The sequence below is a fragment of the Allobosea sp. GW823-FHT01F03 genome, from assembly GCF_058798075.1.
Genome location: NZ_CM179505.1, coordinates 3,650,741 through 3,674,048, shown reverse-complemented (window position 1 = coordinate 3,674,048; position 23,308 = coordinate 3,650,741). Strand labels below are relative to the sequence as shown.

Annotated in this window: 23 protein-coding genes, 1 tRNA gene and 1 pseudogene; 9 read left to right on the top strand and 16 right to left on the bottom strand. The window is 66.6% G+C overall.

What is annotated here, in order from left to right; genetic code table 11:
• Nucleotides 1-70: 70 nt before the first annotated feature.
• The 4 genes from AC3RCC_RS17640 to AC3RCC_RS17625 all read right to left on the bottom strand — a co-directional run bounded on the left by AC3RCC_RS17640 (nt 71) and on the right by AC3RCC_RS17625 (nt 2,876).
• Entirely contained in the window at nt 71-637 is a 567-nt protein-coding gene (locus AC3RCC_RS17640) for a manganese efflux pump MntP (protein ID WP_291638860.1), read from the bottom strand.
• 285 nt (nt 638-922) lie between these two features.
• Entirely contained in the window at nt 923-1,210 is a 288-nt protein-coding gene (locus AC3RCC_RS17635) for a hypothetical protein (RefSeq protein WP_492256078.1), read from the bottom strand.
• A gap of 57 nt (nt 1,211-1,267) precedes the next feature.
• Nucleotides 1,268-1,735: a hypothetical protein gene (locus AC3RCC_RS17630; RefSeq protein ID WP_492256077.1), complete on the bottom strand. Its 468-nt coding sequence runs from the start codon at nt 1,733-1,735 to the stop codon at nt 1,268-1,270.
• A 4-nt stretch (nt 1,736-1,739) separates the two neighbouring features.
• Entirely contained in the window at nt 1,740-2,876 is a 1,137-nt protein-coding gene (locus tag AC3RCC_RS17625; protein ID WP_492256076.1) for a DSD1 family PLP-dependent enzyme, read from the bottom strand.
• 106 nt (nt 2,877-2,982) lie between these two features.
• On the opposite strand from AC3RCC_RS17625, the gene AC3RCC_RS17620 reads away from it, so the two are divergent.
• Both AC3RCC_RS17620 and AC3RCC_RS17615 read left to right on the top strand, forming a co-directional pair.
• Nucleotides 2,983-4,803 carry an ABC transporter ATP-binding protein gene (locus tag AC3RCC_RS17620; protein ID WP_492256075.1) on the top strand — a complete coding sequence of 607 codons (1,821 nt, stop codon included), beginning with the start codon at nt 2,983-2,985 and terminating at the stop codon, nt 4,801-4,803.
• 103 nt (nt 4,804-4,906) lie between these two features.
• Nucleotides 4,907-6,439 carry an MFS transporter gene (locus AC3RCC_RS17615; protein ID WP_492256074.1) on the top strand — a complete coding sequence of 511 codons (1,533 nt, stop codon included), beginning with the start codon at nt 4,907-4,909 and terminating at the stop codon, nt 6,437-6,439.
• A gap of 6 nt (nt 6,440-6,445) precedes the next feature.
• Here AC3RCC_RS17615 and AC3RCC_RS17610 read toward each other — a convergent pair whose 3' ends face one another.
• From AC3RCC_RS17610 to rplU, 5 genes are all read right to left on the bottom strand, one after another.
• Nucleotides 6,446-7,000 carry an invasion associated locus B family protein gene (locus AC3RCC_RS17610; protein ID WP_492256073.1) on the bottom strand — a complete coding sequence of 185 codons (555 nt, stop codon included), beginning with the start codon at nt 6,998-7,000 and terminating at the stop codon, nt 6,446-6,448.
• 278 nt (nt 7,001-7,278) lie between these two features.
• Nucleotides 7,279-8,322, bottom strand: coding sequence for a GTPase ObgE (gene obgE, locus AC3RCC_RS17605; RefSeq protein WP_291647072.1), 1,044 nt, complete (start codon nt 8,320-8,322; stop codon nt 7,279-7,281).
• A 77-nt stretch (nt 8,323-8,399) separates the two neighbouring features.
• Entirely contained in the window at nt 8,400-9,056 is a 657-nt protein-coding gene (locus AC3RCC_RS17600; protein ID WP_291647073.1) for a GNAT family N-acetyltransferase, read from the bottom strand.
• A 157-nt stretch (nt 9,057-9,213) separates the two neighbouring features.
• On the bottom strand, nt 9,214-9,480 hold the full coding sequence (gene rpmA / locus AC3RCC_RS17595; RefSeq protein WP_291638852.1) for a 50S ribosomal protein L27: 267 nt from the start codon (nt 9,478-9,480) through the stop codon (nt 9,214-9,216).
• A gap of 99 nt (nt 9,481-9,579) precedes the next feature.
• Nucleotides 9,580-10,254, bottom strand: a complete 675-nt coding sequence (rplU, locus tag AC3RCC_RS17590) for a 50S ribosomal protein L21 (protein ID WP_291638851.1) — start codon at nt 10,252-10,254, stop codon at nt 9,580-9,582.
• Nucleotides 10,255-10,595: 341 nt separating this feature from the next.
• On the opposite strand from rplU, the gene AC3RCC_RS17585 reads away from it, so the two are divergent.
• Both AC3RCC_RS17585 and AC3RCC_RS17580 read left to right on the top strand, forming a co-directional pair.
• Nucleotides 10,596-10,685: transfer RNA gene (locus AC3RCC_RS17585), tRNA-Ser, on the top strand.
• A gap of 381 nt (nt 10,686-11,066) precedes the next feature.
• Nucleotides 11,067-11,657 carry a tyrosine-type recombinase/integrase gene (locus AC3RCC_RS17580; protein WP_492256072.1) on the top strand — a complete coding sequence of 197 codons (591 nt, stop codon included), beginning with the start codon at nt 11,067-11,069 and terminating at the stop codon, nt 11,655-11,657.
• 8 nt (nt 11,658-11,665) lie between these two features.
• Here the strand turns inward: AC3RCC_RS17580 and AC3RCC_RS17575 are convergent, their stop codons facing one another.
• The gene (locus tag AC3RCC_RS17575; RefSeq protein WP_492256071.1) at nt 11,666-11,980 is read right to left on the bottom strand and encodes a helix-turn-helix domain-containing protein; all 315 of its coding nucleotides are present in this window, start codon (nt 11,978-11,980) and stop codon (nt 11,666-11,668) included.
• On the opposite strand from AC3RCC_RS17575, the gene AC3RCC_RS17570 reads away from it, so the two are divergent.
• A complete protein-coding gene (locus AC3RCC_RS17570; protein ID WP_492256070.1) occupies nt 11,979-12,572 on the top strand; it encodes a hypothetical protein in 594 nt (197 codons plus the stop codon). The two genes, AC3RCC_RS17575 and AC3RCC_RS17570, sit on opposite strands and share 2 nt — an antisense overlap.
• Nucleotides 12,573-12,776: 204 nt before the next feature.
• A pseudogene (locus tag AC3RCC_RS17565) lies at nt 12,777-13,263 on the top strand (transposase); the annotation flags it as partial.
• A gap of 532 nt (nt 13,264-13,795) precedes the next feature.
• Here the strand turns inward: AC3RCC_RS17565 and AC3RCC_RS17560 are convergent.
• The 5 genes from AC3RCC_RS17560 to AC3RCC_RS17540 all read right to left on the bottom strand — a co-directional run bounded on the left by AC3RCC_RS17560 (nt 13,796) and on the right by AC3RCC_RS17540 (nt 18,862).
• The gene (locus AC3RCC_RS17560) at nt 13,796-14,611 is read right to left on the bottom strand and encodes an SDR family NAD(P)-dependent oxidoreductase (RefSeq protein WP_291638848.1); all 816 of its coding nucleotides are present in this window, start codon (nt 14,609-14,611) and stop codon (nt 13,796-13,798) included.
• Nucleotides 14,612-14,672: 61 nt separating this feature from the next.
• Nucleotides 14,673-15,395 (bottom strand): acetoacetyl-CoA reductase, encoded by a 723-nt coding sequence (gene phbB / locus AC3RCC_RS17555; RefSeq protein WP_291638847.1) that lies wholly within the window; start codon nt 15,393-15,395, stop codon nt 14,673-14,675.
• Between the two features lie 96 nt (nt 15,396-15,491).
• The gene (locus tag AC3RCC_RS17550; protein ID WP_492256069.1) at nt 15,492-16,355 is read right to left on the bottom strand and encodes a MaoC/PaaZ C-terminal domain-containing protein; all 864 of its coding nucleotides are present in this window, start codon (nt 16,353-16,355) and stop codon (nt 15,492-15,494) included.
• 78 nt (nt 16,356-16,433) lie between these two features.
• Nucleotides 16,434-17,879 (bottom strand): 3-hydroxyacyl-CoA dehydrogenase, encoded by a 1,446-nt coding sequence (locus tag AC3RCC_RS17545; RefSeq protein ID WP_492256068.1) that lies wholly within the window; start codon nt 17,877-17,879, stop codon nt 16,434-16,436.
• Nucleotides 17,876-18,862, bottom strand: coding sequence for an NADPH:quinone oxidoreductase family protein (locus tag AC3RCC_RS17540; RefSeq protein ID WP_492256067.1), 987 nt, complete (start codon nt 18,860-18,862; stop codon nt 17,876-17,878). The genes AC3RCC_RS17545 and AC3RCC_RS17540 overlap by 4 nt, the downstream gene beginning before the upstream one ends.
• A gap of 416 nt (nt 18,863-19,278) precedes the next feature.
• Between AC3RCC_RS17540 and AC3RCC_RS17535 the strand changes: the two genes are divergently transcribed.
• The 3 genes from AC3RCC_RS17535 (at nt 19,279) to pcaF (ending at nt 21,902) form a co-directional block, all read left to right on the top strand.
• The gene (locus tag AC3RCC_RS17535; RefSeq protein ID WP_492256066.1) at nt 19,279-19,752 is read left to right on the top strand and encodes a type II 3-dehydroquinate dehydratase; all 474 of its coding nucleotides are present in this window, start codon (nt 19,279-19,281) and stop codon (nt 19,750-19,752) included.
• A gap of 101 nt (nt 19,753-19,853) precedes the next feature.
• Nucleotides 19,854-20,615, top strand: a complete 762-nt coding sequence (locus AC3RCC_RS17530; protein ID WP_492256065.1) for an SDR family oxidoreductase — start codon at nt 19,854-19,856, stop codon at nt 20,613-20,615.
• Between the two features lie 84 nt (nt 20,616-20,699).
• Nucleotides 20,700-21,902, top strand: coding sequence for a 3-oxoadipyl-CoA thiolase (gene pcaF / locus AC3RCC_RS17525; RefSeq protein ID WP_492256064.1), 1,203 nt, complete (start codon nt 20,700-20,702; stop codon nt 21,900-21,902).
• Between the two features lie 120 nt (nt 21,903-22,022).
• On the opposite strand, the gene AC3RCC_RS17520 is transcribed toward pcaF, so the two are convergent.
• Nucleotides 22,023-23,306, bottom strand: coding sequence for a TRAP transporter large permease subunit (locus AC3RCC_RS17520; RefSeq protein ID WP_492256063.1), 1,284 nt, complete (start codon nt 23,304-23,306; stop codon nt 22,023-22,025).
• Nucleotides 23,307-23,308 lie beyond the last annotated feature (2 nt).

The window sequence follows — 23,308 nt, the reverse complement described above, 5'->3', positions numbered from 1 at the left end:
CATCGGAATTTTCCGAAAAGTGGATTCCCCTTTTCGGTCCGATGCTATAGGGAAACGGCCCCGTGCCTCGTCAGCCTGCCGAGAGATGGCTGATCAGGATGGAGATGCCGAGGCCGACCAGGGCCATGCCGCCGATCCGTTCGGCCCAGCGGCCGAATCGGACGCCGATCAGGTTGCCGGCCATCATGCCGCCCGTCGACATAAGGAAGGTCGCAAAGCCGACCGCCAAGGCGACGACGATGATGTTCACGTCCAGGAAGGCGAGCGACACGCCGACCGCCATCGCATCGATGCTGGTGCCGATCGCCGTCGCCATGACTGTCCAGAGCGAGTTGCCGCGCGCCACCGCCGCGCGTTCCGTTGCGGGGAGGAGCGAGTGCAGGATCATCCGGCCGCCGACGATCCCGAGCAGCACGAAGGCGATCCAGTGATCGATGGCCGCAATGTAGCGGCTTGCGGCCAATCCGGCGCCCCAGCCGAGCAATGGCGTGATCGCCTCGACCATACCGAAGATGGCGCCGGTGCGCAGCGCTTCGGCGAAGCGGGGACGTTGCGCCGCGGCGCCCCGACCAATGGACGCCAGAAGGGCGTCGACCGACATGCCGACGGCGAGGACGGCGATGGAAACGGGTGACATTGCTGTTCTCATGCGCGGACTGGGGACCGGACGGATTTCGGGCCTTGTCCGCAAGGCGTCACCGTCACGGTCTCGCTTGGCCGGACTGGTCCGGCTGATCGCGCCACGCAGTCCTCGCTGCGAGCGTGTTGACACGATCGCGCGCCCCCAGCGCGCCGCTACTCCCCGATGGCAATGCCCTAGGAAACAACGCTTTCAAAGTCAATTGATAAGTAATTTCAATTACTTGTCATTGAGATGCATTTGCAATAAAAGAGGCGTTTAGCCCGAGCTCGGACTAGGTCGTCAGTTCTCGCCCGATGCGAGACGCGGCGACCGGCTTCCTTGGAAGTCCCGCCAGGCGCAGACCTTGTGCACGAACTCCCGGTCCCGTTCTGCCTCGCCGAATGGCGCAACCGGCCAGAGCCAGCTTTCGTCCTCTGGCGGCAGCTTGACGCCATAGGTCAGGTCGAGCCGGTCATGGATCGCGCCGTCGCGTTCGCGCTCGACCATTTCGACATCGCTGATCAGGCAGACATGGCCCTTGAAGCGAGAGAGATCGTCGAGATGCCAGGCGATGCAACGGGCCGGCATATCGGACGGCAGCGCGGCGGCGCGTGCGGGGTGATCCTCGAGCCAGTCGGCGACCGGTCAGGCGAGCTGCGAGAGCAGATTGGCCGAGACGACGAGGTCCACCGCTTCATCGGCGATCAGTCCGGCGAGCGGATCGGCCCGGCCTTCGGCCTCGCCGGCGAGCCAGGCCATGGCGCCGGTGAGGTCGCTGGTCAGGAGACGGACATTCCGGCGCGGCAGCAGCCGCAGGCGCACCGGCGGCAGATGCACGATGTCGACCAGCACGACCTCGTCGAAGCCCTGGCAGAGCGCGTTCAGCGGGATGTCGCGCAGGAAGCCGGAACCGAGGATCACGGCCTTCCGGTGTTGCGGCAGCTCGGCGGCGACTTCCGCGACCAGCCTGCGACAGCGGGCATGATGCTCGGCCCAGGCCTTGCGCTGGCGCAGGCCTCGCGACCAGAGTGCGACGCTTTCCTGGAGCAGGCCGAAGCGACGTGCCAGCGGTAGGGCCGGTGTCAGCGCACGCAGGGCGAGCTGGGCCAGCACGCGCTCAGGTGAGGGCGCCGCGTGCCGCCACCGGCCAGACCGCCTCGACATGGGCATCGGGCCCATGCAGGCCGCGGACGCAGACATACCAGTCGTGCAGGTTGACCGTCGGGTCGCAATGGCCGGGCACGAGCAACAGCCGGTCGCCGCGATGCGGCAGGGCGACGGGGTCTCCGGTGAGCACGCCGTGCTCGTCGGACGGCTTGGTGTAGATCACGCCATCGCGCCGGAAGGCCGTCGGCATGCCGGAATCGATGGCCGCGGTCTTGTGCCCGGCATCGACGATGGCACGGTCCGGCACCGGCTTGCTCATCACGCCGGCGAGGATGAACAGCGCATGTTCGAAGGTCTGGAAGGGCGTGCCGTCGGCATTGCGGTTGCGAGCGTAGTCGGCGTCCATGAAGATGTAGGAGCCGGCCTGCAACTCGTTCCAGATGCCGGAGCGACCTTCCAGGTCGAAAGTGCCGGTGCCGGCGCCGCTGACGATCTCGCAGGGCAGGCCGACCTGCCGGATCCTCTCGACGACGTTGCGGGTCAGCAGCCCGGCGCGCTCGATCGCCTCGCGGCGTTCGTCGATCGAGCGCATGTGCTGGGCGCTGCCATGATAGGCCTGCACGCCCGAAAGCCGCAGCGTGTTGCTGCGGGCCACCGCTTCGGCGAGGCGCACCGCCGCCTCGCCGGGCGCGACGCCGCAGCGGCGCGAGCCGATATCGAGCTCGACCAGGACGTCGAGCACGATATCATGGCGGGCGGCCGCCTCCGAGGCCTCGCGCACCCCGTCGATATGGTCGACGCAGAGCCCGATCCGGGCCTCGCGGGCGAGCCTGGCCAGCCGGTCGAGCTTGGCGGCGCCGACGATCTCGTTGGTGACCAGCACGTCGGTCACCCCGCCGGCGACCAGGATTTCGGCCTCGCCGACCTTCTGGCAGCATTGCCCGACCGCGCCATGGGCGATCTGGCGCAGTGCGATCTCGGGGCTCTTATGGGTCTTGGCATGTGGTCTCAAGCGCACGCCGGCAGCCTCCGCGAAGGCGGCCATGGTCACGAGGTTCCTCTCGAAGGCGTCGAGATCGAGGATCAGGGCGGGGGTGTCGATCTCGGCGAAGGATTGTCCGGGCTGGGCCGGCGGGGCGAGAGGCATGAGTTCCCTTTGGCTGGTGAATCAATCCGGCTATCGGACGTCAGCATCGTGTCGCGAGCAAGACCGGCAGTGGCGCTCGCATGGCGGCCATGATAGGCCGCGCCGCATGAAGATTGGCAAGGTCACCGACGATACCCTCGCGCTCTTCGCCCGGGTCTGGCGCGAGCGGATCAGGTCTTACCTGCCGCAGATCGCGATGATTCTCGGGCTCGTCGTCGTCATCGCGGCGACGACGAGCTTCTATCCGCTCCTGATCAAGGCGGCCTTCGACGCCTTCGCCGACCCGCTGACCGCCGAATCGACCGGCTTCGTGCGCCGGGCCGAGCGGCTGGTCTCGAAGTCGATCGGCCTCGAGATCGGCGTCGTCAACGCGGTCGCGATCGTCGTGGTCATCGTAACCGCGATCAAGGGCTTCTCCCTGCTGGCCCAGACCGTGCTGACCAACAGCGTCGTCAGCCGCGTCGAGGCCGACATGCAGAGCGCGCTCTATGCGCATCTGATCGACGCCGATCTGGCGCAGCTGCAGCGCGAGAATCCGGCCTCGCTGACCCAGCGCTTCACCACCGACTTCACCTTCATCAAGGAGGCGCTGACCCGGATCATCAATATCGCCATCCGCGATGTGGTGACCGCGATAGCGCTGGTCGGCGCCATGCTCTGGATCGATTGGAAGATGACGCTGGTCGTGCTGCTGGTCGCGCCGGTGGTGGCGAGCCCGATCGGCCGGATCGGCAAGAAGCTGCGTCGCATGGCGGCCTCCCAGCAGGAGCAGACCGGGCTGATGGCCAGTCTGGTGACCGAGAGCCTGCAGGGCGCGCGCGTCGCCAAGACCGATTCGCTCGAGCCCTATCTGAAGCACCGCGCCGCCGGCGCCTTCGAGGCGATCCGCGCCCTGAAGATGAAGGCCGCCAATGCGCGCGGCCGGCTCGACCCGCTGCTCGAGGTCGGTGGCGGCCTCGCCGTCGCCGGCGTGCTCGCCGCCATCGGCGTGCGCATCACCTCGGGCGGTTCGACCGTCGGCGACTTCACCGGCTATGTCTCGGCCCTGCTGCTGGCCGCCCAGCCGATGCGCTCTCTCGGCAATCTCAACGCCATCGTGCAGGAGGCGGGCGCCTCGTTGAAGCGCTATTACGCGCTGATCGACGAGAAGCCCCTGGTCGCCGAGCGCCCGGATGCGAAGCCGCTCGCCATCGCCGGCGGCGAAGTCGCCTTCCGCGACCTGCGCTTCCGCTATCGCGACGATGCGCGCGGGCTCGAAGGCATCGATCTCGTGGCCGAGGCGGGCAAGACCACCGCGCTGGTCGGCCGCTCCGGCTCCGGCAAGTCGACCATGCTGGCGCTGGTGCCGCGCCTCTACGATCCGAACGAGGGCCGTGTCGAGATCGACGGTCAGGATCTGCGCGACGTCACGCTGGCGAGCCTGCGCGCCCAGATCGGCGTGGTCAGCCAGGATGTCGTGCTGTTCGACGATACCGTGCGCGCCAATATCGGCTTCGGCCGGCGCGGCGCGAGCGAGGCGGACATCATCGCTGCGGCGAAGGCGGCGGCTGCCCACGACTTCATCATGGCGATGCCTGAGGGCTATGATTCCCGGGTCGGGGAGCGCGGCTCGCGTCTCTCGGGCGGCGAGCGCCAGCGCCTCGCCATTGCTCGCGCTATCCTCAAGGACGCGCCGATCCTGTTGCTCGACGAAGCGACGAGCGCGCTCGACACCCAGTCCGAGCGCGTGGTCCAGCAGGCGCTGACGCAGCTGATGAAGGGGCGTACCACCCTCGTCATCGCGCATCGGCTCTCGACCGTGCGCGATGCCGACCGGATCGTCGTGCTCGACGAGGGCCGCGTCATCGAGACCGGCAGCCATGATGCGCTGATCGCACGGGAAGGCGCCTATGCGCGTCTCTATCGGCTGCAATTCGCCGAGGACTGAGAGTCGGCTCCCGCATCGGGCGCCCGCGCTGGCGCTGCTGACAGGACCTGCCGCATTCGGCTGGCAAGGTTCGGCTCCAAAAGAACTGAAAAGCGACTTCCACGTGACGACTTCGACCACAGACGCTGCGCCGGCGCGCAAGGCCACGCGCCGCGAATGGCTCGGCCTGATCGCCATTGCCGTGCCTTGCATGATCTACTCGATGGACCTGACGGTGCTGAACCTCGCGGTGCCGACCCTGATACGCGAGCTGAAGCCATCGGCAGGGCAGATGCTCTGGATCATCGATATCTACGGCTTCATGGTCGCCGGCTTCCTGATGACCATGGGAACGCTCGGCGACCGGATCGGCCGGCGCAAGCTCTTGCTGATCGGGGCGGCCGCCTTCGGCCTGGCGTCCACCGTCGCCGCCTTCTCGACCAGCACAGAGATGCTGATCGTGATGCGGGCCCTGCTCGGCATCGCCGGGGCGACGCTGGCGCCCTCGACGCTGTCGCTGATCGCAGTGATGTTCGAGGACGAGACCGAGCGCACCTTCGCCATCTCGATGTGGATCGCGAGCTTCTCGGCCGGCGCCGTGATCGGCCCGCTGATCGGCGGCGCGCTGATCGAGTATTTCTGGTGGGGCTCGGTCTTTCTGATCGCGGTGCCGCCGATGCTGGTGCTGCTGGTGATCGGTCCGATCCTGCTGCCGGAATACAAGGCGCCTCAGGCCGGACGCCTCGATCTGCCGAGTGCCTTGCTCTCGCTGGCGGCGATTCTCCCGGCAATCTACGGGATCAAGCACTGGGCCGAGTTCGGGCTCTCGGTTTATGCCGCCGGTTGCATCGTTGCCGGGCTCTGGTTCGGCGTGGTGTTCACGCGCCGGCAGAAGCGCCTCGCAGACCCAATGGTCGACCTCGCCCTGTTCGGGATTGCCGCCTTCCGCGCGGCGCTGGCGATCAACCTCGCCGGCATCATGGTCATGTTCGGCAGCTTCATCTTCATGGCGCAGTATCTCCAGCTCGTCGCCGGGCTGACGCCGCTGGAAGCGGGCATCTGGTCGCTGCCCTCGGCCGTCGCCTTCACGCTCGCCTCGTTCGCGGTCACGCCGCTGTCCATCCGCTTCAGGCCGGCGACGCTGATGGCGGGTGGCATGGTGCTCTCGGGCCTCGGCTTTGCCTGGCTCGCCTTCGCGCCGACGCTCGTTCAGATCGTCGCCTCCTCGATCGTGTTCTCGATCGGGTTCACGCCCGTGGTCGCGCTGACGACCGGGATCGTGGTCGGTTCGGCGCCGCAGGAGCGGGCAGGGGCCGCCTCCGCCATGTCGGAGACCAGCATCGAACTGGGCGGCGCGCTCGGCGTCGCCGTCTTCGGCAGCCTCGGCGCGGCGCTCTATCGTCAGAACATGGCCGGGCTCTCGGTCGCGGGCGTCGACAATGCGACGCTGGCGCCGGCGCGTGCGACGCTCGGCGGTGCGCTCGCCGCCGCGGAGCGGCTTGCGCCGGAACAGTCCGCGCATCTGCTCGAGGCGGCGCGCGCGGCCTTCATGACCGGCTTCCATGCGGTCGCGCTGATCGCGGTCGCCGGCATGATCTTCTGCATGGCGGTGGCGCTCACCACCTTGCGCGATGCCCGCCTCTCCGGCGGGCATTGATCGCCGTCAGGGCTGCTCGCGAAGCAGCGCGTCGGCGGCGGCCGTGAAACCGCGGAAGGAGATCGGCAATGTCACCTCGCGCTTGGCGGCGTCCTGATAGCGCAGCTGTCCGGCGTCGCTGAGCGCGCGCCAGCGCCTGAAGGCATCGTCGCTGAGTTGCGCCTCGCCGAAGCAGCCGCCGGGCGTGCAGCGCTGGAACACGGCGAGTGCATCCTCTTTCTCGCCGGCGCTCACCCGGACGCCGGCATTGTTGCCGAGCGTCAGGTTCGGAGGCACCTGGACGACGAGCTTATAGGGTTCGGATTTGACCGGGCGGCCGAGAGCGACGAGGGCGATCGGCCCGCGCTGCCCCTGTTGCTCGATGGTCTGGACGATCTCGCAGACGCGGGTGCCGACGCCCTGCTGGCAGCGCAACAGCCAGTCGCCATAGGTCGCCGTGGTATTGTCGGGCTGGGAGACCGCGCCCGGGGCGGACTGCGCCGGGCGCTGCGTCTGGGCGAAGGCCGGCCCTGTCAGAACCAGCGTCGACAGCAGTGCGAGGAGCGTCGATTTGGTCAGCATGGCGGAACCGGATCGATTGGCGGGGAGGCCGAGTTGAAGCGCAAGGGCGGCTGGCGGCAAGAAGCCCTCCGGGCTTCGCGCCGAGCAGTCGCGCGCGATCTTCGCGCCAGTCCGGTGTCCAGGCAAGGACATGGTCTTCGATGCGTCCCGCGGCAGGTCGAGCGAGCCGGAAACGCTTCGAGCGCAGCGCCCACCTGGTCGCTGGGAAAAGCGATGGAAGGAAGCAAAACAGAGCACGTCCGCTCTTCAGGGAAGCGTGGACGTGCTCTGGACGCTCATCAGGGATGCCAGCCGGTTTCCTGCGCCGGAGCACGCTCGCGCTCCTCCTCGGCACGCGCGCCTTCGACGACGGCCAGCACGGCACGCAGCGCAGCTTCCACGCCTTCGCCGGATGCGGCCGAGAGCGCGATCGGCGTGCGCTTGCAGGCGCGCTTCAGACGAGCGAGCTGCTCTTTCAGCATTTCGGGCGTCAGCGCGTCGACCTTGGAGAGGGCGACGATCTCCGGCTTCTCGGCCAGGCCCTCGCCATAGGCGGCGAGTTCGTTGCGCACGGTCTTGTAGGCCTTGCCGGCATGTTCGCTGGTGCCCTCGACCAGATGCAGCAGCACCCGGCAGCGCTCGACATGGCCGAGGAAGCGGTCGCCGAGGCCATGGCCTTCATGTGCGCCCTCGATCAGCCCTGGGATGTCGGCGAGCACCATCTCGCGTCCGTCGATCCTGACCACGCCGAGGCCGGGATGCAGCGTCGTGAACGGGTAGTCGGCGATCTTCGGCTTGGCCGCGGTGACGGTTGCCAGAAAGGTCGACTTGCCGGCATTGGGCAGACCGACCAGCCCGGCATCGGCGATCAGCTTCAGCCTGAACCAGACCCAGCGCTCTTCGCCGTCGAGCCCGGGATTGGCGTGGCGCGGCGCCTGGTTGGTCGCAGTCTTGAAATAGGCGTTGCCGAAGCCGCCATTGCCGCCCTTGCACAGCACGAAGCGCTGGCCCGGCTCGGTGAGGTCGGCGATCAGCGTCTCGCCATCCTCGTCGAGGATCTGCGTGCCCGGCGGGACCTTGAGCACGACCGGCGCGCCATTGGCGCCATGGCGGTCCTTGCCCATGCCGTGCTCGCCGGTCTTGGCCTTGAAATGCTGCTGGAAGCGGAAGTCGATCAGCGTGTTCAGGCCCTGCACGCATTCGACGATGACGTCGCCACCGCGCCCGCCGTCGCCGCCATTGGGCCCGCCGAACTCGATGAACTTCTCGCGCCGGAACGAGACGCAGCCGGCGCCGCCATTGCCGGCCTTCACATAGATCTTGGCTTGGTCGAGGAATTTCATGGCGGCTAGCTAATCGTATGTGTCCGCCGAAGCAATGCCGGCGGCGCGGGTTCGCCCGATTGCGAACCCGCCGGGGCTCAGGCCATGCAGGGCTCTTCGCTGCGGTTCGAGCTCTGCTCCTGCTGCTGCCGCTGCTGGGCCGGAGCCCAGCCTGAAGAGCTCCAGCTCTTCAGGGCGGCCCAGGTCGAGCGGTCGAGCCGGAACTGCTCGCAGGGGAAGAGACCGCCGCGCGCCGGCAGAGACTTCAGGAAGGAGCCCTCCTGGCGGAAGCCGCTCTTCTCCAGGACCCGGCGCGAGGCCGGGTTGATGACGCGGCTGTCGGCCTCGACAGCCTCGATCTCGACCAGAGAGAACAGCGTATCGATCAGGGCCTGCACGGCCTCGGTCGCGTAGCCCTTGTTCCAGTGCGGCGTGCCGAGCCAGTAGCCGATGAAGGGGCGCCCGCTGGCCTGCGGGTGCGCGCCGATCATCCCGATCAGCTCATTGGGCCGATCGCGCGGCGTGATCGCCAGCACCAGATGCTCGCCGAGCGCGTTGCCCTTGCGCATAGCAAAGATGAAGGGCTCGGCCGCTCCGGACGGGTAGGGGTGCGGGATCGAGGCCGTCATTTCGGCCACGGCCTTGGCGCCGGCGAGCCGCAGGATCGCGGCAGCATCGGCCACCCGCGGCCAGCGCAGCCACAGGCGCCGCGTCTCGAGCCGGAAGACGTCGTCTCTTGTCAGTTCGGGGAACATCAGGTCTCTCCGTCGGCGCAACGAGAAAGGGGAGATGGGCTTTGGTCCCATCTCCCCCGGTTCGCTGACCTTCGGGAAACCCGTGACGGGTTTTTGCCCCTTCTCGATCGTCCGGTTCGATGGAACCGACGGATCGAGAGAGTTCCCTATCCGCCGTTTATTCTGCGGCCTCTTGGGCCGGGACTACGTTGACGAAAGCTCGGCCGAGTTTCGTCGTGAATCGGACGCGGCCGTTCGCCGTGGCAAAAAGGGTATGATCCTTGCCAAGGCCAACGTTCACGCCGGGATGGAATTTGGTGCCGCGCTGACGCACGATGATGTTGCCGGCCACGACCGCCTGGTCGCCGAAGCGCTTCACGCCGAGACGCTTGCTTTCGGAGTCGCGACCATTGCGCGACGAGCCGCCTGCTTTTTTGTGAGCCATAACGCCCTACCTTGAAAACTCTTCAGTCCATGTAACCCGAATCGGCGGCAAATGCCACCCGTTTCGGAAACGAAGCTCTTGCGAGGCTGACAGCCGGGGTCAGTAGTCCTCACCCGAGGCAAGCTCGGCCTGGTCGGCCTTGGCCCGCGGCGGCTTGCCGGCGAGCAGCTCCTTGGCCTGCTCGACCCACTCTTCGCGGGTGGCGCGGCCGCGCAGCTTGAGCTCCTCGTCCCACTTGGCGATGTCGGCCTCGGTCCACGACGCGATGTCGTTCCACGAGGTGATGCCGGCGGCGCGCAGCTTCTTCTCGATGGTCGGGCCGACGCCCGAGATCAGCGAGAGGTTCGAGGCGTCGAGGCCCTCGGCCTTGGCGGCCTTGGTCGACTTGCCCTTGACGGCTTCGCTGCCGGCCTTGAGCGCGACGGGGGCGGCTTCGCCCTTCTTCATCTCCGGCTTCTTGCCACCGGTGAGGATCTCGGTGATGCGCACCACGGTCAGCTCGGCGCGGAAGCCGCGCTTGCGCTTCGAATTCTGGCGGCGGCGCTTCTTGAAGGCGATGACCTTCTCGCCGCGGGTCTGCTCGACGATCTCGCCGGCGACGGTGATGTCGCCCAGGAAGGGCGCGCCGATCGTCGACTTCTCGCCATCGGTCAGCATCAGCACGGAGCCGAAGGCGACGGTGTCGCCCGGGTTGCCCTCGAGCTTGGCGATCGTGATGCGGTCATTGGTGGCGACGCGGAATTGCTTGCCGCCGGTCTTGATGACTGCGAACATCATTGTTCTCCATGTTCGGCCCCGCCCTGTCATGGATCCGCGAAGGGAGCGCATGCGGGGCGGCTTTTTGGCAGTCGTTGCGTTTTGGGTTCGCTCCTTGGGCCTGTCGCTGCCGGTTCGATCTCGAACCTGACGAGGCTTCGGCCAAAAGAGATCAGGCGCGGGTTTCCCCACGCCGGATGAGGCTCTCTAGGCGCGGAGGGCGCTTGCGTCAAGGAAAACTCCGCGTTCGACGGAGGGTGCGGGGCGCTCGAGCGAAGAGCTGTCGAGTTCTGCATGAACGGGCTTGTGCAGCGCGGGACTCGTGTGTAACAAGCACCCCGCTTCGACTTGAGCACCGCGGACAGGTGGCAGAGTGGTTGAATGCACCGCACTCGAAATGCGGCATACCTTCACGGGTATCGGGGGTTCAAATCCCTCCCTGTCCGCCATTTCATTATTTAAGCCCTTGTTTTGCAAGGGTTTTTCTTTGCCTGCGCGCGCGGCATGCGAGTTGACCCACAAACTTGATCTCCGTTCGCAGGTCTGATTCTTTTTGCTCCGAACTCGCGTTCGACGGGGCAGGCGATTCGGCCAGCGCGCTCTGCGGCTGCCTTTAGTGCGCGAGCAGGCGAATTGAAGTAGACGCTGGCTTATGCGCCCGTTGAGGCTAATTTATAATGTAATAATTGACTTGGTGTAATTTCTGCACAAATCAGGCAGGTTGCACGGTCTGTTGCTGCAATTATGTAAGTAATGACATTTTTTAATACTGATATATTATTATTTTGCACCATCTAGAATCGCGCAGCATTCTTCCCTTGGAAATTGTCATGCTTGGGCGTCAAGCTAAGACGCCGTCGGCTGCTATGTTGGGCAGGGCGATGGCGCGGGCGCGCTTGTCGGCTTGGCCAGAGCGTGACCAGACGATTGTATTGTTGTCGGTCTATGCTGGCCTGCGGGCAGGCGAGATCGCCAAGCTGCGCTGGGGCATGGTGCTGCGTGCCGATGGCCGCATCGGCGATCTGATTTGCCTGGAAGCGGCGATCAGCAAATATGCCGGCGGCCGCCGGATTCCGCTCCATCGCGACCTGCGGCTGGCGTTGGTCGGGCTTCGGCGGTCGCTGCCGGCTGGAGGCGGCGCGCCCGATCAGCCGGTGATCCGGTCGTTTCGCGGCGCAGCGATGCGGGCAAACAGCATCGTCAACTGGTTCACCGCGTTCTATCGTGAGGTCGGCCTGGAAGGCTGCTCGTCACATTCAGGACGACGGACCTTCGTCACCACGGCGGCTCGCAAGGTACATAAGGCCGGAGCCTCGCTGCGCGATGTGCAATTGCTTGCCGGCCATCGCTCGATCGAGACGACGCAGCGCTACATCGACGGCGACAGCGACGCCCAGCGCAAGCTAATTCGGCTGCTGTAGACACGGCGCTAGGCCGGCGGTCTCGCCCCCGGATCGCGCAGCAGCTCTTCCGGCGCCACGCCCAGCGCCTTTGCGATCCAATAGAGATTGTCGATCGAGATCGCATGTAGCTCGCGTTCGAGCTTGCTGACATTGGTCCGATGGAGTGCGGCCCGCTCCGCCAGCTCCTCCTGGCTCATTTCGCGCAGCTGCCGCAGCCGCCGGACATTCTCGGCGACGACCTTTCGTAAGGGGCTTTCACGCGTTTTCTTCACACGGGCAAAACGCCGTCTTGATGCGTTTTTGACTACAGCGTTTATGGTCCAATAGTGGAGATGAGACATGACTGAGACGGCTTCGCCCGCTTCCGCTTTGCAACCCGGCAAATTGCCTTGGTATCGACGATTCTGGATAGCGTTCGCCCTATGGGTAATCGCGCTCCTGCTGCTCAGCGTCGAGTTCTGGCTCGGCGCCGGGCTCTGTGTCCTGTTCCTTGCGTTGGTCTGGAGCGGCCCGATCGGCACCATCGGCCAAGGCACGATGGCAATGAGCCGTAAGGCCTTCGTTACGATTATCGGCCTCGTCCTGCTCGGCTGGAACGGGCTGCATCAAGTTGAAGGAAAGACAGGCCGTCCAGAACTCGCCGAGGATGGATTTCCAATCTACGATAGCAGCTTCATGAAGCGCGCCGTGCGTGAGGCCCTCAACAACAGTCCAGCCGCCCGGCGTGGCGGGTTCGAGGCTATCGAGGTGCTCGATGGCACATCTTATGCCGAGATGCCCGTCTATCGTCACCTGACCGATGAGTTCTCCAAGCTGGTGCTCCAGGGCAAGTGCCAGCACACAGTTCTGACCAATCAAGGCCAACTCGGCTACACGTCGAGCTTCCAATGGCTCGACAAGGATGCTGGCCGCTATTTCATCGAGGTCGAATGACCTGGTCTGTTATGGCTATGCGGTCCGTATAGCCTCAGTCGCAATGCATGCTTTCTGACGCCCCGGTCTCAGTCCGCGGCGCTTTCCTCTGAAAATTGGAGCCTATCTCACATGATCGATGATCATGAACGCGGCTGCATGCCTGCAGCTCGCGACGTTGCGCCATTGCATATCGTCACGGTCTGCGTGCGCGGCCGCGACACCTACGCCAAGCGGCCCTTCGGCGGACCCGAGGCCGTGCTGACCTATCTCGCCTGCTACACCCACCGTGTCGCTATCGCCAACAGCCGCCTCGTCGCCATGAATAGGCACGGGCTCACGTTCCGCTGGAAGGACTATCGCGCCCGCTCGGCCGGCAAGACCTGGCGCAAGACCATGACGCTGACGCCCCACGAGTTCATCCGCCTCTTCCTGCTCCATGTTCTGCCCGACGGGGTCCAGCGCATCCGCCACTACGGACTTCTTGCCTCCGGTCGGCGCGCCAACGCCATCGCCCGCATCCAGCAGGTCATCGCAGCGGCCGGACAAGATCGTCAGGGCCCAGGTCTCGGTTCAGGCCGAATAATCCGATCAGGTCGATGAGCCGCGGCCACCATGCCCATGCTGCGGCGGGTGCATGATCCTCGTCGAGCGCTTCGCCTCGGGCTCGGCCCCGCGCGCCATCTTCGCTGTCAGGATCGACACATCATGATGATGGCGCTGTCGCGACATCCAGACGGACCACCGCCGCTCTTAGCCAGAGAGCGGGCGAGACCGTTCGGCCCGGTGGCGGAAATGGGGATCACGGCGGGCCCGCATCCGTCCCATGCGAAGCCAAACGCCGGCTCCCGGGCATCTCGGTCGGAGCATCGCACCGCCGACGCGCGTCTCGCACGATCCCGCAGACCAGGCCGTGCAGCGAAATCTCCATAGCGCATGGCCCCGGGCCGCTGCTTCTTCCCCTGGAGGCTTTCGAACGCCGGCCCTCAGCCCGAGCCCAACCCGCGCGCTCGGGCCGGCATCCGAAACCCTTCACATAAGCCGAAGTTCGAGGGCATCCCGAAGACGGACGTTACTCCTGCGATGGCCTGACTTCCGCTTCCGGCCCATCCCATTTGAGGCATTTGAAAATCGGCGTCTCGTGACCGGGCGGGCCTTTGGCTGACGCTTAGCATGTCCGGGTTCGGACAATCCGGTTGGTCGGTCAAACTGCGCCCATGATCGAAGAACGATGAGTGGGGCGGTCATGACGAGGTTTTTGCTGCGGCGGAGGTATAGCCGGTGTCTCCGCTTCCGAGGGTGTAGCCCTTCTCGGCGCTCCAGCCGCCATCGACGGGCAGGACGACGCCGTTGACGAAACCGGCCAACGGCGAGGCGAGAAACAGCACGGCATTGGCGACGTCCTCGGAAGTGCCCTTGTCGCCGAGCGGCACGACTTCCCTGAGCCCCTGGCGGAAGCTCTCATTGTCGAAGAAGCCTTCGGTCATCGGGGTGCGGATGGTCCCCGGCGCGACGGCGTTGACGCGGATGCCGTCGCCTGCCAGATCGCGCGCCAGGTTCCGGGTCAGGCCGACCAGCCCATGCTTGCTCGCCGTATAGGCCGGCCGATGCGTCAGGCCCATGATGCCGGCGACGGATGCGACATTGACGATCGATCCGCCGCCGGTCTTGCGCATTCTCAGCGCGGCTTCGCGGGTGACATAGAACGGCCCGCTCAGATTGACGGCGATGACGCGCTCCCATTCGACGGGGTCGAGATCGTAGATCCTGGAGACCTCGCGAATGCCGGCGCAATTGACCAGGATATCGATCCGGGCTTCATGCCGGTCCAGCTTTGCGAACGCCTCGGCGACCGCCGCTGCCGAGGAGACGTCGACAGCGATCGAGATGGCTTGGCGCTCCGTGCTCGCCAGCAGTCCCCTCGCGGCCTCGTTCGCGCGTTCAGGGCTGCGGTCCATGGCGACGATACGGGCGCCATGGCTCGCCAGCGTCCTGGCGATGGCCAGGCCGAGTCCGCCGCCGCAGCCGGTCACGACCGCGGTTTTTCCATCGAGCAGCATGTCTCGTTCCTTCTTCGACCGGCGGCCGTCCACCGGCCGGAACCTCGGGTCCCGCGGCAGGTCAGATCAGATAGGTTCCGCCATTGGCGGTGATCGTCGACCCCGTGATGAAATCGGCCTGCTCGGATGCCAGGAAGCAGACGCAGCGGGCGATGTCCTCCGGTGTGCCGAGGCGGCCGACCGGGATCTCGGCGAGCAGGCTCGCGACCAGTTCCGGGCTGGAGGACCGGACGATCTCGGTGTCGATATGGCCGGGAGCGATGGCGTTCACGGTGATGCCGCGCCGGGCATATTCCATGGCGAGCGCCTTGGTCAGGCCGTAAAGGGCGGCCTTCGCCGTCGAGTAGTTGACCTGCCCGTAGCGGCCCCGCTGACCGTTGATCGAGGAGATATTGATGATCCGGCCATATTGCCGCTCGCGCATCCCCTCGATGACCGTTCGCGTCATGTAGAACGCCGAGTGCAGGTTGGTGTTCATCACCACATGCCAGTCCTCGTCTGACATCTTGCGGAAGGCACGGTCGCGGGTGATGCCGGCATTGTTGACCAGGACCTCGATCGGCCCCAGCGCCTGCGTCACCTCGTCGACGCCGCGACGGCATTCCTCGGAGCTGCTGACGTCCCAGCGGAACACTGGGATTCCGGTCTCCTCGCGGAACTCCTCGGCCGCTGCGGTATTGCCGACGAAACTTGCCGCCACAGTGTAGCCGGCTTCCTTCAGGCCACGCGCGATGGCAGCGCCAATCCCGCGGGTCCCGCCTGTGACGAGCGCCACTTTCGACACGATATGCTCCTGTTATGTGACCGGACCGGGCAGGGCGCTCCAGCGCTGTGCCCGCTCGGATGGGTGAGGGGATGAACGGATGGCGACGAAGCCTGCTCAGACGGCTGCGTTACCGATGCTGGCGAGCCCGTTGCCGATGAGCTCGGCGCCGCTCTCTAGCGAGAAGGCCCGGAAGATCACATTCCCGCCCTCGCGCCAGATTTCTGTCCGGACGGTGTCGCCCGGCAGGCCCGGAGCCCTGAACTGGCAGCTGATCCGGCTCAGCCTTTCCGGCCGGTGGTCGCAGGTGGCGATCACCACCGACCGGCAGGCGATGCCGAAGGTGCAATTGCCGTGCAGGATCGGGCGCTCGAACCCGGCGGCCCTGGCGAAATCCGGGTCGAAATGATGCGGATTGACGTCACCGAGCAGCCGGTAGAACAGCGGCTGGTTCCTATTGGTCGGGGTGTCGATCATCGCATCGGGGGCGCGATCCGGATAGTTCGCCTTCGGCGCGCTCGGGCCCTTTTCGCCGCCGAACCCACCTTCGCCGCGGGCGTAGGAGGTCCAGAGATTGGTGCAGAGCGGGGTGCCGGAATGCTTTTCGCGGATCCTGATCTCGGCGACGATCACCGCGCCCTTGCCAGGCCCCTTGTCGAACAGATCGCTTATGCGAAATTCCGAGACGATCGTCGCGGCCGGCGGCAGCGGGTTGTGGATCTCCACGGATTGGGCGCCGTGCAGGATCATCACCTCGTCGATGCCGCTGCCTTCGATGAAGCTGTAGTCCCAGGCGATCACCGTCGCCTGGGAGGGCAGGACCCGCGGTTCCGGTCCGCAGACGAAGGCGAGCTCGCGCCGGTCGGTCGGGTCCTGGGCCATGCCGACGCTCAGCGCGTAGAGCATCGTGTCGCGCTCGGTGTAGGAGAATTCCCTGTCCGGATAGCGGCGGCCCAGAAAACGGCTTGGATCGAGCGGCATGAAACTCTGGCTTTCCTTGCTTGAAGGAAGGGCGGGCACGCGGTGGCGCCCGTCCCGCGATGGGAAGGCGTTCTTCGCCTAGGCTGCGGCGCGCTCGAGGAGCTGCTGGCGCGCCACCGCCAGCCGCAGGCCGAGCGAAGCGCGATAGCGCGGGTCGCCGGTCGCCGCCTCGATGGCGTCGAGCGTCGCCAGGATCGAGCCGAGGCCGATCCTTCGCGCCCAGGCGGCGGGGCCGATCGGATAGTTCGCCCCATTGACCATCGCCGCATCGATCTCCTCGAGCGAGGCGACGCCGACCAGTGCGGCCTCGAAGGCCTCGTTGGCCAGCATGGCGACCGTCCGCAGCACGATCATGCCCGGCCGATCCGCGATGAGGCTGATCTGACGCACGCCGCCGCCGATGAAAGCGCCGATCGCCGCACGGGCCGCTTCCGGGACATCGGGCGAAAGCGCGAGCGCGACCCGGCTCGTCCGGGGATCGGAGGTCACGTCGTAGAGGGCGACCGGGCGCCCCTCGGCGAGCGCGCGATCCGCGGCGGTGCGGCCGTCGCTGCGCGCGATCCGCACGCCGGCACATGCAAATTGAGCACCGTCGAGGGCCGGCAGCGACTCGGTATCTTCGCCGCCGACTGCGGCTGCGGCGGCTGGAGCCGGCGCCGCGCCATAGTCGAAGAAGCCCTTGCCGCTCTTGCGCCCGAGCCAGCCGGCCTCGACCATTTCCTTCTGAAGCGTCGAGGGGCGATAGCGCGGGTCATAGGAGAAGGCCTCGAAGACCGAACGCGTCACCGCATAGTTCACGTCATGGCCGATCAGGTCCATCAGGGCGCAGGGGCCCATCCGGAAGCCGCCGCCCTGGGTGAGGATGGCGTCGAGCTCGGCAGGCGTCGTGGCCTCCTCCTCGAGCAGCCGCAGCGCCTCGCCGTAATAGGGCCGGGCAACGCGGTTGACGACGAAGCCGGGCGTCGACCGCGCGACGATGGCGACCTTGCCCCAGAGCGTCGCAGTGGCGACGAGGGTTGCGATCACCGCAGGGTCGGACTGGGCCGCCCGTACCACCTCGACCAGCTTCATGACCGGGGCCGGATTGAAGAAATGGAAACCGGCGACGCGCGAGGGCCTTGCCAGCCCGGCGGCGATGGCGGTCACAGAGATCGACGATGTGTTCGTCGCCAGGATCGTGTCCTCGCCGACGATCGCCTCGAGCTTGCGAAACAGTGCCTGCTTTGCCGCGAGGTCCTCGATGATCGCCTCGACCACTAGCCCGGCTGCCGCGAATTCGGAAAGCTCGCTGACCGGCACGATGTTCGCCAGGCAGGCCGAGCGGGAGGCTTCGGAGAGGCGCTTTCTGTCGACCAGGCGGGCGAGGTCGTCGCCGATGCGATTGCGCGCCCGCTCCGCGGCGCCGGCCGCGTTGTCGAGCAGCAGGACCCGGTGGCCGGCGGAGGCGGCGATCTGGGCGATGCCGGCGCCCATCGCGCCGGCACCGACGACCGCGACGATACAGGTTTGCGGCAGCGCGCTCACGAGGGCCGAACCGCGAGAATGATCTTGCCCTGGGCCTTGCCGTCTCGCAGCGAACGCAGCGCCTCCTTGAACTCGGCCAGCGGCAGCTCCCGGCTGATCATCGGATCGATCTTGCCGTTCACATAGAGCTCGAAGATCTCGCGCTGGGCTTCCTGCATGCGCTCCGGCGTGCGGTCGCGATAATCGGACCATTGCAGGCCGCTGACGGCGATGTTCTTGACCAGTAGGTAATTGGCCTTGATCAGCGGGATGGTTCCGCTGGCGAAGCCGATCACCACCAGGCGCCCGCACCAGGCCATGGCGCGCAGGGCGGCGGCATTTGCGTCGCCGCCGACGGGATCGATCACCACATCGACACCATGCCCGCTGGTGAACTCACCGACCTGGCGGCGCAGGCTCTCGCGCAGCTCCGGGTCGCCCAGCTCGATGACATGGTCGGCGCCGGCTTCGCGCGCGACCTTCGCATTCTCGGCACCGAGAACCCCGGCGATCACCATCCTTGCGCCGAGCGCCTTGGCGAGCTGCACGCTGGCGACGCCGACACCGCCGGAGGCGCCGAGCACGAGCACGATCTCGCCCGGCCTGAAGGAAGCGCGATCCTTCAGCGCAAACCAGGCGGTCTGGTAGACCAGCCCGAGCGCCGCCGCCTTCTCGGCCGGGATGCCAGCGGGGGCGTGGAAGCAGTGAGCGGCGGCAACGCGCAGCTTCTCGGCATAGGCGCCGTACTCGACCTGCACGGAGACGAAGTCGCCGGTCTTGAAGGTGCTGACGCCTTCGCCGACGGCGGAAATGCGACCGGCGGCCGATTTGCCGGGTGAGAACGGCAGTGGCGGCTTGATCTGATAGCGCCCCTCGATCGCCAGGATATCGGGATAGTTCGCTTCGGCGGCGGCGACATCGACCACGACTTCGCCCGGCCCGGGCACCGGATCCGGCAACTGGCCGATCTCGATCTCCTCGAACGGCGCGTTCCTGCTTACCACTACCGCTTTCAAAACAACCTCCTGGCCTGTTGCCGCATCGTGCGGGGAGTGCTGCTGCCGGCGGGCCTTGGCCCGGCAGGCCGTTGCAGGTCCCGCCTACATGGCCGGCAACAGGGCAAGGACCATGCCGGCTCGCCAGTCGATGATTGATGCGGCCCGGACCATCGAAATCCCGGCCGACATGTCCTCGCTGACGACATTCGCCGCATCTGTGTCCTTTGCGGATACAGGCAAAGCGCGGCGCTGGGCAGTGCGCTGCTTGCCCGCTGGCATTCCCGCGCCACGGGCTCGCTGGCACGATGGTTGCGGTGCTTTTCGCGTACGCCGAAACGCCGCATAGCGGCGGGGCTGCGCAGGACATCAGGCCGATTGATCCGATCGGCCCGCTACTGCCTCACCTTGCGATGGAAGAGAACATGCCGCGGACCGTGAAGAGAAAGCTCCTGCTCATCCAGGGCGCCAATATGTGCTATCTCGGCAAGCGCCAGCCGGAAATCTACGGCACGACCACGGCGCAGGAACTCGATGCGGCGCTCCAGGCGCATTGCCGCGACATCGGCGTTGAGCTCGAGATTTTCTACACCAACCACGAAGGCGAGGCGATCGACCGGATTTATCGAGCGACCGGCGAGGGCTTCGACGGACTGATGATGAACCCGGCCGGGTTCCAGTATTGCGGCTTCGCGCTGCGCGACTGCCTGATGGCCGTGCCCCTGCCCTATGTCGAGGTCCACATCACCAAGGCCTCGATCACCGGCGGCCTCAACACCGTCACCGCGGCTGCGGCCAAGGGCTATGTCTGCGGCTTCGGGATCGATTCCTATTTCGCAGGTCTCGACGGCATGCTGCGCCTGCTCGACCGGGTGAATGCCGCTACAGCGGCCTCCTAGCACCTCCGCTCCTACCATATCGCTCCTGGCTCCGGCGCAGGCCGGGCCCGCTTTCTCGCGCCGCTATCCGGCATGGCCATGCCCAGCCACAGGGGGGTCTCGTGACCGAACAGAAGATTTCCGGACAATACATCGTCACCGGCGCCGCAGGCGGCATCGGCGAAGCGGTCTGGCGCAGGCTCCATCGCGGCGGCGCGAACCTCGTTCTGATCGACCGCGCCTTTCCGCCCGCTGCGGGCAGCGTTCCCGAGCGGGTCAGGCGCATCACGGCGGACCTCGGCGCCCCGGATCTGCAGGACAGGCTCGACCGCGAACTCGGCGATCTCGCCGCGATCGACGGGCTGGTGAACGTCGCCGGCGTGCAGCACATCCGCAAGCTGGTCGATGTCTCGCTCGACGAGTTCGACACGACTTTCGCAGTCAATGTCCGCGGCAGCTTCTTGATGACCCAGTGGGTGGCGCGCCGCATGCTGACGACAGGCAAGGGCTCAATAGTCTCGATCTCCTCGACGTCCGGCCGCATGCCGCGGATGGCGCAGGGCGCCTACTGCGCCTCCAAGGCGGCGCTCAGCCAGATGATGCGGGTGTTCGGCCTCGAGCTCGCGCGCAACGGCATTCGGGTCAACACCGTGGCGCCGGGCTCCACCGACACCGCCATGGTGCGCCGAATGGCCGGGGCGATGGCCTTCGGCTCCGAGGTGCTGGACGGCAGCGCCGCCAGCTTCCGCCTCGGCATCCCGCTGAACCGCGTCGCGACGCCCGAGGACGTGGCCAATTCGGTCGCCTTCCTGCTCTCCGACGAGGCCCGCCACATCACGATGGCCGAGTTGGTCGTCGATGGTGGCGGGACCCTCGGCCTCTGAGCGCAACCCGGCAGGTGCCGGGCTTCGCCAGGCTCGCGCCGCGGGCCTGGCGCGAGACGTCCACGATTCCTTCAGGAGACCATGATGGCTGATGTTTTTGTCTGCGACGCCGTGCGCACGCCGATCGGGCGCTATGGCGGCGCGCTCGCGCGGGTGAGGGCCGACGATCTCGCCGCCGTGCCGCTAAGGGCTCTGCTCGAGCGCCAGCCCAGCATCCGGGAGGCGGTCGACGAAGTCGTGTTCGGCTGCGCCAACCAGGCCGGCGAGGATAATCGCAACGTGGCGCGCATGGCGGCGCTGCTCGCCGGCCTGCCCGAGCATCAGGCGGCGGTCACGGTCAACCGGCTCTGCGCTTCCGGCCTCGATGCGGTCGGCATCGCTGCCCGCGCCATCCGGGCCGGGGAGATGGACCTCGTCATCGCCGGCGGCGTCGAATCGATGAGCCGCGCCCCCTTCGTGATGGGCAAGAGCGAACAGGTCTTCCAGCGCAGCGCCCAATTGCAGGACACGACCATTGGCTGGCGCTTCATCAATCCGCTGATGAAGGCCCAGTACGGTGTCGATTCCATGCCGGAGACCGCCGAGAATGTCGCCGACGAGTTCGGGATCACGCGCGATGCTCAGGACGCATTCGCCTTGCGTTCGCAGCAGCGGGCAGCAGTCGCCCAGGCGAACGGCATGCTCGCCACCCATATCGTCCCCGTCACGGTGCCGGCGGCGAAGGGACAGGACACGGCGTTCGCCCTCGACGAGCACCTGCGCGAGACGACCATCGAGGCGCTGGCGAAACTGAAGCCGGTGGTTCGTCCGGGCGGCACGGTGACGGCTGGCAACGCTTCCGGCGTCAATGACGGCGCGGCGGCGATGATCCTGGCCTCCGCTGCCGCGGTCGAGAAATACGGCCTGGTCGCGCGCGCCCGCATCCTCGGCACGGCTTCTGCCGGCGTCCCGCCGCGGATCATGGGCATCGGCCCGGTGCCGGCGGTGCGCAAGCTGATGGACCGGACTGGGCTCGGGATCGGCGCCTTCGACGCCGTCGAGATCAACGAGGCTTTCGCCAGCCAGGTGCTGGCCTGCCTGCGGCAGCTCGGGCTGTCTGACGATGCGCCGCACGTCAATCCGCATGGCGGCGGCATCGCGCTCGGCCATCCGCTCGGCATGTCCGGCACCCGCATCGCCATGGATGTCGTGCGCGAGCTCGAGCACGGCCAGGGGCGCTACGGCCTCGCGACCATGTGCGTGGGCGTCGGGCAGGGTGTCGCCATGGCGTTCGAACGCATCGCCTGAACCGCTTCGGCCAAAGAGAAAGGAGCGCGCCGCGACCGGCGCGCTCCTTTTTTGTGTCCCGCGTTCCCGAGACTGCCACGGGGTAGGTGCAGCGCCGGTGCGCTTCCTCCCCGGGCCCGGTCAGTAGCCGCCGAGCCAGCGTGCGGGTCCGGTCACGAGGATCGGGAACAGCACCAGCAGGAACAGCACGGCGAGTTGCGCCACCATGAATGGCCAGACGCCCTTCACCACCTGCTCCATGGTGATGTTGGAGACGCCGCAGACCACGTTGAGCACGGTTCCGACCGGCGGAGTGATCAGGCCTATGGCGCAGTTCATGATGAAGAGCACGCCGAAATAGACCGGGTCGATGCCGGCCTGCTTGACGATCGGCATCAGCACCGGCGTCAGGATCAGGATCGTCGGGGTCATGTCCAGCGCCGTGCCGACGATCACGACCAGCAGCATCATCGCGATCAGCAGCAGGGTCGGATGATCGATCAGTGGTTCGACCAGGTCGATGATCTGAGTCGAGATCTCCGAAACCGTGATCAGCCAGGACGAGACCAGGGCCGCGGCCACCAGCAGCATCACCACCGCGGTCGTCAGCGCCGAACGGACGAAGAGCGCCGGCAGGTCGGAGAGCTTCAGTTCGCCATACACCACCGTCGCCACGAACAGAGAATAAACCGCCACGACGACAGCGGCCTCGGTCGGGGTGAACATGCCGAAGCGCAGGCCGAAGATGATGATGAACGGCAGCATCAGGGCCCAGAAACCGTCTTTGAAGGCGACCATGACCTCCTTGGTGGAGCGCCTGGCGAGGCGGTTGGTGTCTTCCCGGCGGGCATAAAGCCACCAGGCGACGCACAGGCTGACGCCCATCAGGATGCCGGGGACGATGCCGGCGAGGAACAGCTTCGAGATCGAGACGCCGCCTGCCACGCCGAAGATCACGAATCCGATCGAAGGCGGCAGCACCGGCGCGATGACGGCGCCGGCCGAGACCAGGCCCGCGGCCCGCGCCTTGTCGTGACCGGCCTGCACCATCATCGGCACGAGCAGGGCGCCGAGCGCCGCCGCGTCAGCCACCGCCGAGCCCGATAGCGAGGCCAGCATGCAGGAGGTCAGGATGGTGACGTAGCCGAGGCCGCCCTTGATATGGCCGACCAGCGTCAGCGCGAAGGCGACGATGCGCTTCGCCAGCCCGCCGGCATTCATGATCTCGCCGGCGAGCATGAAGAAGGGGACCGCCATCAGCGGGAAGGAATCGGCGCCGTTGATCAGGTTCTGCGTGATGATCTGGGCATCGAAGATGTCCATATAGACCATCAGCGCCACGCCGCAGACGAGCAGGGCATAGGCGATCGGCATGCCGAGAGCCATGCTCCCCAGCAGCGACCCGGTGAAGACCAATACCGTCATGC

What these genes read in the sequence shown, in the direction of transcription:
- AC3RCC_RS17640 (WP_291638860.1), bottom strand. Translation starts at nt 637, where the DNA reads ATGTCACCCGTTTCCATCGCCGTCCTCGCCGTCGGCATGTCGGTCGAC.
- AC3RCC_RS17635 (WP_492256078.1), bottom strand. Translation starts at nt 1,210, where the DNA reads ATGCCGGCCCGTTGCATCGCCTGGCATCTCGACGATCTCTCTCGCTTC.
- AC3RCC_RS17625 (WP_492256076.1), bottom strand. Translation starts at nt 2,876, where the DNA reads ATGCCTCTCGCCCCGCCGGCCCAGCCCGGACAATCCTTCGCCGAGATC.
- AC3RCC_RS17620 (WP_492256075.1), top strand. Translation starts at nt 2,983, where the DNA reads ATGAAGATTGGCAAGGTCACCGACGATACCCTCGCGCTCTTCGCCCGG.
- AC3RCC_RS17610 (WP_492256073.1), bottom strand. Translation starts at nt 7,000, where the DNA reads ATGCTGACCAAATCGACGCTCCTCGCACTGCTGTCGACGCTGGTTCTG.
- obgE (WP_291647072.1), bottom strand. Translation starts at nt 8,322, where the DNA reads ATGAAATTCCTCGACCAAGCCAAGATCTATGTGAAGGCCGGCAATGGC.
- AC3RCC_RS17600 (WP_291647073.1), bottom strand. Translation starts at nt 9,056, where the DNA reads ATGTTCCCCGAACTGACAAGAGACGACGTCTTCCGGCTCGAGACGCGG.
- rpmA (WP_291638852.1), bottom strand. Translation starts at nt 9,480, where the DNA reads ATGGCTCACAAAAAAGCAGGCGGCTCGTCGCGCAATGGTCGCGACTCC.
- rplU (WP_291638851.1), bottom strand. Translation starts at nt 10,254, where the DNA reads ATGTTCGCAGTCATCAAGACCGGCGGCAAGCAATTCCGCGTCGCCACC.
- AC3RCC_RS17580 (WP_492256072.1), top strand. Translation starts at nt 11,067, where the DNA reads ATGCTTGGGCGTCAAGCTAAGACGCCGTCGGCTGCTATGTTGGGCAGG.
- AC3RCC_RS17570 (WP_492256070.1), top strand. Translation starts at nt 11,979, where the DNA reads ATGACTGAGACGGCTTCGCCCGCTTCCGCTTTGCAACCCGGCAAATTG.
- AC3RCC_RS17575 (WP_492256071.1), bottom strand. Translation starts at nt 11,980, where the DNA reads ATGTCTCATCTCCACTATTGGACCATAAACGCTGTAGTCAAAAACGCA.
- AC3RCC_RS17560 (WP_291638848.1), bottom strand. Translation starts at nt 14,611, where the DNA reads ATGCTGCTCGATGGAAAAACCGCGGTCGTGACCGGCTGCGGCGGCGGA.
- AC3RCC_RS17550 (WP_492256069.1), bottom strand. Translation starts at nt 16,355, where the DNA reads ATGCCGCTCGATCCAAGCCGTTTTCTGGGCCGCCGCTATCCGGACAGG.
- AC3RCC_RS17535 (WP_492256066.1), top strand. Translation starts at nt 19,279, where the DNA reads ATGCCGCGGACCGTGAAGAGAAAGCTCCTGCTCATCCAGGGCGCCAAT.
- pcaF (WP_492256064.1), top strand. Translation starts at nt 20,700, where the DNA reads ATGGCTGATGTTTTTGTCTGCGACGCCGTGCGCACGCCGATCGGGCGC.
- AC3RCC_RS17520 (WP_492256063.1), bottom strand. Translation starts at nt 23,306, where the DNA reads ATGACGGTATTGGTCTTCACCGGGTCGCTGCTGGGGAGCATGGCTCTC.